The sequence below is a fragment of the Thalassotalea castellviae genome (genome assembly GCF_031846185.1).
GTDB lineage: Bacteria > Pseudomonadota > Gammaproteobacteria > Enterobacterales > Alteromonadaceae > Thalassotalea_H > Thalassotalea_H castellviae.
The window spans coordinates 718769-731934 of the sequence record NZ_JAVRIF010000001.1; the positions used below are offsets into that span (position 1 = coordinate 718769).

Here is a 13166-nt window from a genome sequence, read left to right on the forward strand (position 1 = left end):
ATAAGTTCTGTAATATAACGGCTCATTTCATCTCCCCCTCTTGTAAAAAGCTTAGTTTCAACAGGGGCACAAAACACTGTTAAAGGTTAAGTGTTTTCACTTCATCTATGGTTTGCTGTTTAAGCGCTTCAAGCGTTTTACCGTGGGGAACAGGTTGTCGAGTTTCAGGATCAACCTTAACAAAAACAATATCATCGGCTAAACAAATCGTTTTTTTAGTGACTTTATTGCGTACCAAGCAAGTGACGGTAATTGACGTATTGCCAACCTGTTTGGTTTCTAAACCAAATTCTACAATATCCCCTTGCATTGCTGGGGCTTCAAAGCTGATTTCACCAATATGTTTCGTCACTAAGCAATTAGTTTCAAGTTGACAAATAACATAAATTGCCGCTTCTTCGTCAATCCATTGCAATACGCGACCACCAAACAATGAATAACCATAATTTAAGTCACTTGGCATAACTAAACGTCGAGATAAAAATCGCATAAGCTACTCTTTTGAAAAATTTAATGAACCGTAGAAACACTTAAGGGTAGAAACATAATAACGTCACAGCAAGTAGAATTTTAATTACTGATATAATTTTTCATGATGTTTAATCCAACCTGATGGATGTTTACCGTGAGGATCATGGTGAGTCCAATGCACCATTCCGCCTAATTTATTCCATTGATACACGCCCATAAACTCAACTTTATCACCAACGTGTAAGTTAGCTATTCGTGGAGCTAAATCAATATTATGTATCACTAAAACTGTTTTATTGTTTTTTAATCGTAACGTAAAACGTTGATGCTTATTCCCATCTAAATCGTCCGCGAATATTTTTTGCACAATTCCTGTCGCTTTCATTTCAGTTATAGCATCCACACTTTGAGTGTAAAATAAAAAGAAACAACCATAAGTATTAAGAACATTAGACTATAAAGCCATAAAAACAGAAATGATAATTTTCGTTTGATGACACCAAACCATGTTAATTTTTTTGTTGAATGTAAAGCAGATGTTTGAGCAACTTGTGGATCAAGATAAAAACTATGACATAGGACAAATAAAATTAAACTCCACAAAAGTATCAATAAACTTGGAGTCAAATATGTTGCTTGAGCATATTGAGAAGAAAAAACGAATAAATACAAAATAACGATAAATGCTATTAAACTAATAACAGCAAGAAAATATCTGATCGGAAAAAACAGAGTTGCAATTAGATTAAAAAACCTCGTCATTTTAATGCCTTTTAAAATAACTGTATTATAACGAACCCTCGCCAAGCTACCAAAGATAAAATCTTATTAACGGGCAGATTAACGTTTAGTAAAGTTAATGCCATGTTTCGAAAGTTCACCATAAATATGTACCATAGCTTTGCTGTTTTCAGATAACGAGTCCTGCCATTTGTCACGTTTTACTATCCCTAAATCTGTGATCACAAAGTAATGTGACGTTGCAACTTCAGCATTATCTAAACAGTTTTTTGTACAAGCAAGATCACAACCGTCAATAGCAATAATCGACCTTCCAGACGTCGCGATTGCTTTAATAGGAGCAACATTAGCAATGACCCCTGATACGCATGACATTTCAGCAATCCCGTCTGAATCAAGGTTTAATGCGATATCATGTGCAATACGAGCAACATTAGAACAACCGGAGCATGAATAAACAATTGGTATATCAGTCATAAAAAGTATCAAGTTATTGAACCGTGCAGATATGCTAACAACTCGGTAAATTTTAGTGTTGATTTAAATCAACCTTTCTTTTTGTAAGGGTATTACTAATAGCCTTGGTGAAAATCAACAGAAGGTGGGATCTTGCCTGTTAAACAATACTCTAAGATATTGTGTTTCACTATTTCACAAGCGGATTCACGATTAGTCGGCGCAGAAATATGGGGTAAAACAGTAATATTTGGATGTTGCCATAATATATTATCTTGCGGTAACGGCTCTTGAGCAAAAACGTCTAACACAGCATGTGACAGTAAGTTTTCATCTAATGCAGTTATTAAATCATCATGATGAACTATCTTACCTCGAGCAAAGTTGATTAGCCCTGCTGTTGGTTTCATTTTGCTAAATAAACCTTGATTGATAAGACCCAACGTTTGCTGAGTGAGAGGTAATAACACCACCACAATATCACTTTCAGAACAAACTTGTTCCAAACCATCAGCGCCTGAGAAACAGGTTAAATTATCAATCGATTTTTTTGTACGACTCCAACCTAAGACATTAAAGCCATTTAACCTTAGTTTTGCTGCACTCGCCTGCCCTAGTTCCCCTAATCCTAATATCCCTATGGTTCTTTCACTCGTTAAAGCAACCGTATGTTGTTGCCATTGTTGACTACGTTGTTGACTCAAATACCGTGGCATATCCCGATGTAAATAGTAACTCCATGCCACTACAGCATCAGCCATGGTTTGCGCTAAACACGGATCAATTAAACGAACTATTTTAAAGGTAGGTGATGGTATTTCGGCAATTAAACGTTCGACCCCAGCCCATAAACTTTGCACCCAAACTAATTGAGGAAAATCAGCTAGAGTAGTAGGGTCAGGATTTGCGACTATCGCAATTTCACATCGCGACTTTTCAAGAGTAGACAAACTGTCGGCGAGCACCACATTAATCGAACTTTTATAGGAGTCATGTTGAGCGGCCATTGACTGTGATATCAAGGTATTTAAGCGCTCAAGCCATAGTAACTGTTCCGTTAAAGCAAGTTGACTAATAAACGGGATTAATTGTTGAGTCATTTACTGTTTTTATAAATATCTTCGGGTTTTAATTTTAAAACCGTACGCGTTGATTTTTTACTGGCTGTTTTAGTCGCATTAGGGTTCACATAAAGTTTACTGGCATTCGCTCGGGCAGATTTATACGAAGTATCGACTTGTTCATTTTCAATATCAGAAGCTACAGCGCCGGTGGGTTTATTTTTAGATTTTTTTGGCGTATAAGGTTTGCGGTGTTTATCTTGTAACGCTTGTAAAAAGTTACGTAAGAATTGCGATTTACAATGACGGTAATTTTTATGATCAGGTTTTCTAAAAAACGCCGTTAATTCTGATTTACCTAATGTAAAACCAGTACTAGCCAATAAATCAATAATATCGTCATTTTGTAACTGTAAGGCTATCTTCAATTTCATCAACATGATATTTTTTGTTAATGTTGTTTCTGGTTTAGGTTGCTCGCCTGCTTTTCGTCCTCGTTTTTCAATGATAAAACCATTTAAAAAACTCGCAAGTTCAACATCAGCAAGCTCAACCATAGTGGCATCATCATCCTTTTTTAACCAGTTTTGAACCTGTGTTTCACTCACTTTGCATTGTGCGTGAGCAAAAATTGCCACAACTTTTTCATCTCGTAAATTAAAGGTGTAGCGAATACGGCGTAAAACATCATTATTGGTCACTAAGGACTCCTAATTAAAGTGATTGTTCAAGTCTATTTTTCATTTCGTTAAGTATACTACCTTGACCAGTCGTTTTCCTATCATTCTTAGTAAAGTTTACGGTAAACCGGTTGAGTCACACTTACTATTTAGTGATTATTTATTTCAGTTGAAAATACCCAACTTTAAATTCTCACATGTTATCATATAGCTGAGTGATTTCAGCACGACCGATAATTACACGTAACATTGATATTAATAGCACTTACACGACAAAAAGTATAAAGAACGAACCTATTCATGAGTAAATTACATCATCTATATTCACCTGTTTTAACCTCACGCAGAGGGAAAGTGGCGAATAAAAAATCTTGGCATAACTTGCTGGGCTCTAGTAGTACAATCGCTATCTTTCAAGCGGCGAAACAATCTGAAAAACCGATACTATTAATTACTCATGACACCCCTTCTGCTCTTAGGTTAGAGCAAGAGTTGTATAGCATAAACCGAGATAATGAACTGCCCATTTGTTTATTTCCCGATTGGGAAACATTACCTTACGATACTTTTTCGCCTCATCAAGATATTATTTCTCAACGATTGGCAACGTTATATCAATTATCAAGAATGGAACGAGGTATAGTTATTGTTCCTGTTTCAACGTTAATTCAACGACTTGCACCAAAACAATATTTAGAAAAAAATAGTTTATTAATTAATAAAGGCGACAGAAAAGATCTTCATCAACTGAGACAAGAATTAGAAGCGAGTGGTTATCGCTATGTTGACCAAGTAATGGAACATGGTGAATTCTCTGCTCGAGGTGCTATTTTAGATCTTTATCCTATGGGCAGTAATACTCCCTTTAGGTTAGATTTTTTTGACGATGAAATAGAAGAAATCCGTTTATTTGATCCCGATAACCAACGTTCAAGTGATAAAATTTCAAGTATTGAATTATTGCCCGCTCATGAATTTCCAACGGATCAAGCAGGCATTCATTTATTTCGCCAGCAATACCGTGAATTATTTACGGGAGTGATCAATAAAGAATCAATTTATCATCAAGTTAGCGATGGTATTTTACCTGCTGGAATTGAATATTACTTGCCATTGTTTTTTGAACAAACTAATACCCTCTGTGATTATCTCTCTGAAAATGCCTTACTTATAGTCACCGGTGATATTGATAAAGCGATTGAGCAATATTGGCACGATGTAGAATATCGTTATGAAGATAGACGCTATGATCCTACTCGTCCTCTACTTGAACCGAGTAAACTGTTTTTAAATAAAGATGAACTATATATTGCATTAAAACCTTTTGATCGCATCTCTATACCTGACATGCCGAAAAATACGGCTAGCGACGATACGGCCTTGTTAGGGTTGACAGAAAACACTGTAGACACTGAAGAGCAACAGGAAAGTAAAGAAAGTAAAGGCGTTATTCATTACGATATTAATGAATTGCCCAACCTAACGGTAAATCATCAATTAAAACAACCATTCGATTTATTAAATGTATTTATCGCTGATAAAACCACACCACACAAAATATTATTTGTTGCGGAAAGCCAAGGTAGAAGAGAAAGTGTTTTAGAATTATTAAAACGCAATCAAATGGTACCTCAACAATTTGATGATATAGAAAGTTTTATAGATTCCAATGAACAAATTGGTATTACTGTTAACGCACTATCCGCTGGATTCATCTTTCAAAGCAAAGGTTCGTCGCTTAAAAATGCCATTGCCTTAATCACAGAATCTGAATTATTAGGCGATCGAGTACGCCAAGCACGGCGTAGAAAAAAACAACAAGATACTCAAGCTGATGCCATATTTAAAAACCTAGCTGAACTTTCAATTGGCCAGCCAGTTGTGCATATAGAACATGGTATTGGCCGTTATGTCGGTTTACAAACCATAGAAAATGGCGGTATTACCACAGAATTTTTAACGTTAAGTTATGCCGGTGAATCTAAATTATATGTACCAGTAGCGTCACTGCATTTAATCAGTCGTTATTCTGGAAGTGATGCAGAAAACGCTCCGTTGCATAAACTCGGCAATGACACTTGGACCAAAGCCAAACAAAAAGCTGCTGAAAAAGTTAAAGATGTCGCCGCAGAGTTACTGGATATTTACGCTAAACGCGCGAATAACAAAGGCTATCAATTTACTCGCAATAAAGACGATTATATTGCTTTTGCCAATAGTTTTGGTTTTGAAGAAACTCATGATCAAGAACAAGCGATAAATGCTGTCGTAAGCGATATGCTCTCAGATAAAACCATGGACAGACTAGTCTGTGGTGATGTGGGTTTTGGTAAAACAGAAGTAGCGATGCGCGCCGCCTTTATTGCCGTGAATGACGGTAAACAAGTAGCTATTTTAGTGCCAACGACTTTGCTCGCCCAGCAACATTATGAAAATTTTAAAGACAGATTTGCTAACTGGCCTGTATCCGTAGAAGTATTATCGCGATTTAAGACTACAAAACAGCAAAATGAAGTCATTGCTAAAGTAGAATCAGGCCATATTGATATTTTAATTGGTACCCATAAATTATTACAAAATAGCATTAAGTATCATGATCTTGGCCTTTTGATAATCGATGAAGAACACCGTTTTGGCGTGAAGCAAAAAGAAAAAATTAAGAAGTTAAGATCAAACGTTGATATCTTAACTTTAACGGCAACCCCAATCCCAAGAACCCTCAATATGGCCATGGGCGGGATGAGAGATTTATCGATTATTGCCACGCCGCCAGCCAAACGCTTAGCAGTAAAAACCTTTGTTCGTCAACGGGATGATGCTTTAATTCGAGAGTCGATCTTGCGTGAAATTTTGCGCGGTGGCCAAGTATACTTTTTACACAATAACGTTGATACGATTGAAAAAGTGGCCGCAGATATTCAAAACTTACTACCTGAAGCAAAAATAGTTACCGCACACGGCCAAATGCGAGAGCGTGATCTAGAGCGGATCATGAGTGACTTTTACCATCAACGGTTTAATGTTCTAGTGAGCACGACTATTATTGAAACGGGTATTGATGTCCCAAGTGCCAACACAATTATCATGGACAGAGCCGATCATTTAGGATTAGCACAACTTCATCAGTTACGTGGTCGTGTTGGTCGTTCGCATCACCAAGCATACGCTTATTTATTGACTCCCCACGAAAAAGTAATGACCAAAGATGCGAAAAAGCGTTTAGACGCCATTGCTTCTTTAGAGGACTTGGGGGCTGGCTTTACGCTTGCTACTCATGATCTTGAAATTCGTGGTGCAGGTGAATTACTCGGTGAAGATCAAAGCGGTTCAATGAGCCAAGTTGGCTTTAGTTTATATATGGAAATGTTAGATCAAGCTGTGGCTGCATTAAAAGAAGGTAAACAACTTTCATTAGATCAAATGACTGCTCAACAAACTGAAGTTGAACTAAGAGTTCCAGCATTAATCCCTGATGATTATATATTTGATGTTAGTTTACGACTAAGTTTATATAAACGTATTGCCAGCGCAAAAACCAAAGCCGAGCTGGACGAAATTCAAGTTGAGCTTATCGACCGGTTTGGCTTATTACCTCAAGCGACCAAAAATTTAGTCCATATCGCCAAATTGAAACTAAAAGCGCATAAAATTGGTATTGCTCGCATAGAAGCAGGGCCTGCAGGTGGCTCCATTGAATTTAGTGACAATACTAAAGTTGATCCTATGTTCATCATAGGTTTGATACAATCTCAGCCAAGTGTTTTTAAAATGGCTGGCGCGAATAAATTAAAGTTTGTCCGAGCAACAGAAGATGCAAAATCACGTTTTATGATGATCACCTCTATACTGAGTGACTTGAGTAAAAAACTTAATTAACAGCGAATAAAATACAAGGTATGATGAGCTTATAAAATACCTTAAGCTTATCATTTACTTTAGGAAATTGATGAATATTAAACAAAGTCTCGTTTTACTTTCCAGTTTATTTTTTTCTTTATCTGCTATGTCAGCAAGTAAATGGTTGGGCGATTGGTTTGAAATTGAAGTCATTCTGCTCAGTCAACTTGACGATAAGGCGAAACTCAAAGAAGCCTTTACTGAGCAAAATTTTTCGATAGATTATCGTCATTCACTCGATTTATTCACCCCGTTTTTAAACCCTGACATCGCAAGTTTAAAACAACACCTTCCGGTATGTAATCAACAAAATGATCTACGTACTTATGTTGAGCAATCAGCGATTTGGCCAAGATTTTATCAAAATAAAACCCTGTCTACCTTAATGGAAGAGCAGCTCGCTGAACAACAAACTACAGCGAACAATAACAATATTGAATTGACAGCAGTAAGTCCTCTGCAAACTGACGACAATGATAACAATCAACAACAAACCGACTTTCCTGTAACTAACAATAATATTTTAGAACGTGAGCAATTAAATACAAATAGCACTGTAACACCTGAACTTGATGAAGAAGTCGACGTTATAATCACCGAAGCACAACAAGCCCTTGTTTTAGAAGCCGAGCAAGTTTTTGCTGCTAAACAATTCCCAAACATTGATGTTTACCCTCATTATGCTAAAACAAGTCATCATCAAAACGATACCTCAGTGCTGTGTCAAATACCTGAAAGTGAATTTAACCAATTAAATGTCAATGAAGATCTATATTCTTATCATGGCTTTTTAGTAAATAAAGTACCGAATGTTCTTGATGCTGCCGCCAATATTTATAGCGAAGTGCCTTACCTGTTAAATGCCGACGCATTACAATTAAACGATATAGTGACCCAACTTCGCCGCAGCAGAGATTTTCGCCCGCTTTTACATTTTGCATGGCGACAACCAGTATTTGAAAAAAACACTTCTCAACCACTAAAAGTGTTTGCCGGTGATAATATTCAAGGCCAATATCTTAAAAACCTTGCAAGTTATCACCAAGAACAAAAAGCGAATATTTATGAGGAGCAAATGCTCAACAATATTTTTGCTTTATCTGAGGAACAATCATCGCTTGGTATGAATACACCTATTGCCGACGATACACGTTCTGCTCACACTATTTCGCAGCAATTAAAGGCTGAAAAAATAAACGAAATATTAGCGAATATAAACCAGATAGATACAGTGGAAGAGGTTGTCGCATCGCTAAGTAACCCTGCTAACGAAACACAAGATAGTTACTCAATTGATACAAAATTAATGCAGCCTAAACCATTACCTCCGGTACAACCTTGGTATTTACAAGGCTTAATTGACGTTTTTTTGATTGGTAACTTTTTACATGTTGCCACCGATTTTAGTATTTTAAACATGACACTTGCCGAGCAAGAAAGTCTGAAATTAAAATCTCAAATGCTAGGTGAGACAATAAACTCGGAACAAGTGATCCCGATCCGTATGACACAAAACCGTCGAATGATCAGCAGAGAAATACATTACTTTGATCATCCATATATGGGGATCATCATGCAAATCCGCCGTCACCAACGGCCAGAAATACCCGAAGACGATATTTCTGAAAATTTAGATGAAGTGTCTCAATAACGTATTTATTTACCAGCAATTTATAACCTTTAAAGAGAAGTCAGATGGATAAAGAAATTGAAATTCAAGCCGCCGTTTTTCGCCGTTTATTAAGACATTTAGATAATAGAAAAGATGTACAAAATATTGAATTGATGAACCTAGCGGGATTTTGCCGTAATTGCTTTTCAAAATGGACAGTGGCTGAGGCAGAGAAATTAGGGGTTAACATAGATATTGAAGATGCCCGCGAGCAAGTTTATGGTATGCCTTACGCCGACTGGAAAGAAAAATACCAATTACCTGCTACCGAAGAGCAACTAGCTAAATTTAATGAGCTCAATAAAAAATAACTACTATGCAGGGCTGAATTTAGACTTTAAGCACGATCGATTTGGCAATTTGTCGACGATCTTTTTCAGCCCTTGACTCTAGCCAACGACCTCGGCCTTCCATTTGTTCTCGACGATCTTTACCTGAACGACGCTCTACTTCATCCCAGTTAGACACTTTACGAACAGCAGTATTCTCATTTGCTGAATCCGTAACTTCCTGACGAAATTTTATCGTATTTTTATATTTGTTTTGCGCGTTTTGTTTACGATCTTTAGCCGTATTTTCGGTTTTAAAACTGTTTGATGGTTTTAATAATTCCGTAAAAAGATCCATAGCCTGTCTAACTTATTAACTCATGTGAATAATACATGATCAAAATATCGGCAGTTTTTTACAATTCTTTAATAATTTTTTGACAAGATAACGCTTATTTTCTGAGGACAATAAACTGAACGAAAAATCATAGCGCAACAATATTCAAAGACATTTAACAAAACTCACTTACTTCATCTTTTGTTAAATAACGCCATTCACCGATAGGTAACCCAGCTAATTTTATTTGGCCAATTTGCTCACGATGTAAACCAACAACTTTGTTACCAATTGCCGCAAACATACGTTTGACTTGATGGTATTTTCCTTCGGTGATGGTCAACAATACTTCTTTGTCGTGAACAATGATTAATTTAGCTGGCAAGGTTAATGAATTTTCACCTTGTAACTGCACACCCGCTTTAAACTTTTCTACGCTATCGGTTTTAACCTTATCTCTAAGCCATACTCGATATACTTTTTCACACTGTTTTTTAGGAGAGATAATATTATGCGACCAACGACCATCATCAGTAACTAAAACAAGACCTGTTGTATCGGCATCAAGACGACCAGCAACGTGCATATCAAACGCTTTATCAACGTCGATTAAATGAAATAACGATGGATAGCCTTCATCGACATTAGAACAAATGGTATCAAGTGGTTTGTGTAACATAATATAACGAGACTGACGGGCAACTAGGCTTTGTCCATCAAGGGAGATATCGTTGTTTTCATGCACTTGCATAGCCGCATTTTTACTTATTTCACCATTGACGGACACTTTACCACTTTTCAGTAACCGCTTTGCTTCTGTTCTCGTAAGCTCAGTACTTTTACAAATGAATTTATCTAAACGCATAGTCAGCCTTTGATCGTGTTGCGAGGCGCGATATTAGCCGACAATAGGCTAATGTAGCAAGCAAGAATTGAACATTTCTAACGTCAATGATAGCCTGTTGTAATTCGTTCATGAACAATAAACTAAGAGTAAAGTAATGGAGTTATTTTCTGGTTTACTGCTAATAACCTCTATTCATTTATTAGCCGCTGCCTCACCAGGACCGGATTTTATATTAGTGAGCCAGCAAACCATCACTCAAGGTAAAAAAGCAGGTTTATTGTCTAGCATAGGCATTTCGTTAGGCTTATCAATTCACATAATTTATTCCATTTTTGGTTTAGCGACTATCATTGCAAACTCTTCAATGGCCTTATGGTTGATCAAAATTCTCGGTGGTAGTTATTTACTGTACATAGGAATTGGCGGATTACGCGCAAAACCGCAAACGCAATTTATGCATACAAACGACCATATCCAACGAACTTCATCATTAAAAACCATCAGCAAAGGATTTTTATGTAACGCATTAAACCCAAAAGCCCCTGTTTATTTTGTCGCGCTATTTACGATTGTGATCTCACCTGAAGTACCAATGTTACACCTTATTATTTATGGATTGTGGATGATGCTAATTCAACTCACCTGGTTTTCAACCGTCGTCTTTATTTTATCAAGACCTCGTATCAACAAAAAATTTCATCAAATGGGTCATTGGTTAGATAGAATTATGGGAGGTGCTATGTGCCTCGTGGGATTGAAAGTGTTAACATCAAAATTAAACGAATAGCGTAAAAGATTCCTTTAGGTTATTTGTGTAATATACCCCCTAATAATTCCTGCTTTCTTAGTTAAAATTAGTGAGTTTCAGGTACGTTTATAAGGCCGATTATTGATGACAAAAAAATACCAATCGTTTAAACGTTTTTATCCTTTTTATTTAAGCCAACATAAAAACCGAGTTTGTCGCAGGTTGCATTTTATTGGTTCAGCACTAGTATTATGCACGCTAAGTTATGCTGTGGTTACACAACATCTCACGGTACTCTTGAGCCTTCCTATCATAGGTTATGGCTTTGCATGGTTAGGTCACTTGTTTTTCGAAAAAAATAAGCCCGCGACTTTTACTTATCCTTTATATAGCTTAATTGGTGACTGGGTTATGTTCAAAGATATGTTAACTGGTCGAATTAAATTTTAACAAACATTCAGTGAACAATTTTGCTGTTAAGCAATCATTATTCACACAAAACAAGGCTAATGACAGATGCAAAAATATATCGCTTTTCTACGTGGCATCAATGTCAGCGGTCAGAAAAAGATTAACATGGCTGATTTAGTAAAGCTTTGTCAACGCATTGGTTTTAACCATGTGTCCACTTACATCCAAAGTGGCAATATTTGCTTCTCCCATGCAAATAACGATAAACAATACCTGATAAATCATTTGCAAGTTGAAATAAAACAGCAATATGGTTTTGATGTACCGGTAATAATTCTAACTAAAGATGAACTGGATGAAGCTTATCGAAACCTTCCTTTCAAACAAATAGATATTGAAAACCAAGGGAATCAGGTGTTATTGAGCTTTTTAAATGAGCAACCGCAAAAGGATAAAATCGATCAGTTGCTAGCTTATGTCAACCCGCCTGAAAAGCTAACAATTGCTGATCAGATCATTTATTTACACTGCCCTAATGGTTACGGTAAAAGTAAATTATCAAATAATTTTATTGAAAATAAATTAAAACTGGTTGCAACGACACGCAACTTAAAAACCATTAATAAACTTATTTCAATACTCAGTCATTAATTTATAAACAAGTACCTTAAATCACAAGACCAATTAAATATCAATAACTTACACCAAGATTAAGTGTGTTTCCTTACAATTAAACACTGCTTCCCCCTACTTAACAAGACAATAATTAGCGACACAAAGTAAAAAATATTTGACATAAGATGATATCCTCTTTAACATCCACCATGTCAAATAACTTTAACACCGTGTATATAAAAACATACTTAAAGGAGTCATTATGTCTTATAAAGAAAGAAGTACTTGGATTTCGTTAGCCATACTTGTTTATATTTGGTTTGATTATTTCGTGCAATTATTTTCATTGCAAAGTACAGAGCAACTTAATGTTGAATCTGTGAATAGCTTATTATTAGCCGTTGTGTTGAAAACAATAGTCTTAGAAATAGTACTACAAATAGTGCTAGCAATTATTGATCATAAAGATGCAAATTACGCTGACGATGAAAGGGATAAACTAATAAGCTTTTATGGTAGCCGGAATGCTTACGGCATATTATCAGTTGGGATAATAATGACCGTTTTTCATACGGTATTCCCTACTTTATCCTCGTTTTCTATGATGCCAACACAAGCATTAACGACCATTTCATTACCTAATGAATATAAAATCATGCATATCGTGATCGTATTTGCTTTAGCTGCCGAATTAGCCAAGTTTTCAACCCAGTTATTCTTCTATCGTAGAGGTTTTTAACATGGCTAAAGTGATCACCAATAACATTCGTCGATTACGCTTTGATCAAGATGAAATGACACAAAAAGCCTTAGCTGATCTGGTGGGCGTGTCAAGACAAACCATCGTTGCTATTGAAAAAGGCAAATACTCTCCTTCATTAGAAGTCGCTTTTAAAATAGCGGAAGTATTTACCATGGCTCTTGATGACGTTTTTCAGTACAAAGAACAGTGATGGCTAAA

Annotated in this window: 15 protein-coding genes; 8 read left to right on the forward strand and 7 right to left on the reverse strand. The window is 36.3% G+C overall.

What is annotated here, in order from left to right; translation table 11 throughout:
- Nucleotides 1-79 precede the first annotated feature (79 nt).
- The 5 genes from RM573_RS03195 to RM573_RS03215 all read right to left on the reverse strand — a co-directional run bounded on the left by RM573_RS03195 (nt 80) and on the right by RM573_RS03215 (nt 3430).
- Nucleotides 80-490: an acyl-CoA thioesterase gene (locus tag RM573_RS03195; RefSeq protein WP_311577115.1), complete on the reverse strand. Its 411-nt coding sequence runs from the start codon at nt 488-490 to the stop codon at nt 80-82.
- A gap of 84 nt (nt 491-574) precedes the next feature.
- Nucleotides 575-856 carry a DUF3465 domain-containing protein gene (locus RM573_RS03200; protein ID WP_311577118.1) on the reverse strand — a complete coding sequence of 94 codons (282 nt, stop codon included), beginning with the start codon at nt 854-856 and terminating at the stop codon, nt 575-577.
- A 455-nt stretch (nt 857-1311) separates the two neighbouring features.
- Nucleotides 1312-1689 (reverse strand): putative zinc-binding protein, encoded by a 378-nt coding sequence (locus RM573_RS03205; RefSeq protein WP_311577121.1) that lies wholly within the window; start codon nt 1687-1689, stop codon nt 1312-1314.
- A gap of 95 nt (nt 1690-1784) precedes the next feature.
- Nucleotides 1785-2768: a 2-hydroxyacid dehydrogenase gene (locus RM573_RS03210; protein ID WP_311577123.1), complete on the reverse strand. Its 984-nt coding sequence runs from the start codon at nt 2766-2768 to the stop codon at nt 1785-1787.
- Nucleotides 2765-3430: a YehS family protein gene (locus tag RM573_RS03215; protein ID WP_311577126.1), complete on the reverse strand. Its 666-nt coding sequence runs from the start codon at nt 3428-3430 to the stop codon at nt 2765-2767. The genes RM573_RS03210 and RM573_RS03215 overlap by 4 nt, the downstream gene beginning before the upstream one ends.
- Before the next feature lie 279 nt (nt 3431-3709).
- Here RM573_RS03215 and mfd point away from each other — a divergent pair, with 279 nt between their 5' ends.
- The 3 genes from mfd (at nt 3710) to RM573_RS03230 (ending at nt 9289) form a co-directional block, all read left to right on the forward strand.
- Entirely contained in the window at nt 3710-7285 is a 3576-nt protein-coding gene (gene mfd, locus RM573_RS03220) for a transcription-repair coupling factor (protein ID WP_311577130.1), read from the forward strand.
- Between the two features lie 70 nt (nt 7286-7355).
- Nucleotides 7356-8957: a CsiV family protein gene (locus RM573_RS03225; RefSeq protein WP_311577133.1), complete on the forward strand. Its 1602-nt coding sequence runs from the start codon at nt 7356-7358 to the stop codon at nt 8955-8957.
- 44 nt (nt 8958-9001) lie between these two features.
- On the forward strand, nt 9002-9289 hold the full coding sequence (locus RM573_RS03230) for a DUF1244 domain-containing protein (protein WP_311577136.1): 288 nt from the start codon (nt 9002-9004) through the stop codon (nt 9287-9289).
- A gap of 19 nt (nt 9290-9308) precedes the next feature.
- On the opposite strand, the gene RM573_RS03235 is transcribed toward RM573_RS03230, so the two are convergent.
- Entirely contained in the window at nt 9309-9605 is a 297-nt protein-coding gene (locus RM573_RS03235; protein ID WP_311577139.1) for a hypothetical protein, read from the reverse strand.
- A 154-nt stretch (nt 9606-9759) separates the two neighbouring features.
- Nucleotides 9760-10449: a pseudouridine synthase gene (locus RM573_RS03240; protein WP_311577142.1), complete on the reverse strand. Its 690-nt coding sequence runs from the start codon at nt 10447-10449 to the stop codon at nt 9760-9762.
- 136 nt (nt 10450-10585) lie between these two features.
- Here RM573_RS03240 and RM573_RS03245 point away from each other — a divergent pair, with 136 nt between their 5' ends.
- From RM573_RS03245 to RM573_RS03265, 5 genes are all read left to right on the forward strand, one after another.
- On the forward strand, nt 10586-11218 hold the full coding sequence (locus RM573_RS03245) for a LysE family translocator (RefSeq protein WP_311577145.1): 633 nt from the start codon (nt 10586-10588) through the stop codon (nt 11216-11218).
- A 105-nt stretch (nt 11219-11323) separates the two neighbouring features.
- Entirely contained in the window at nt 11324-11629 is a 306-nt protein-coding gene (locus tag RM573_RS03250; RefSeq protein ID WP_311577148.1) for an Mpo1-like protein, read from the forward strand.
- A 66-nt stretch (nt 11630-11695) separates the two neighbouring features.
- The gene (locus tag RM573_RS03255) at nt 11696-12241 is read left to right on the forward strand and encodes a DUF1697 domain-containing protein (RefSeq protein WP_311577152.1); all 546 of its coding nucleotides are present in this window, start codon (nt 11696-11698) and stop codon (nt 12239-12241) included.
- A 226-nt stretch (nt 12242-12467) separates the two neighbouring features.
- Entirely contained in the window at nt 12468-12944 is a 477-nt protein-coding gene (locus RM573_RS03260) for a hypothetical protein (protein WP_311577155.1), read from the forward strand.
- 1 nt (nt 12945) lies between these two features.
- Entirely contained in the window at nt 12946-13158 is a 213-nt protein-coding gene (locus RM573_RS03265) for a helix-turn-helix transcriptional regulator (RefSeq protein ID WP_311577157.1), read from the forward strand.
- Nucleotides 13159-13166 lie beyond the last annotated feature (8 nt).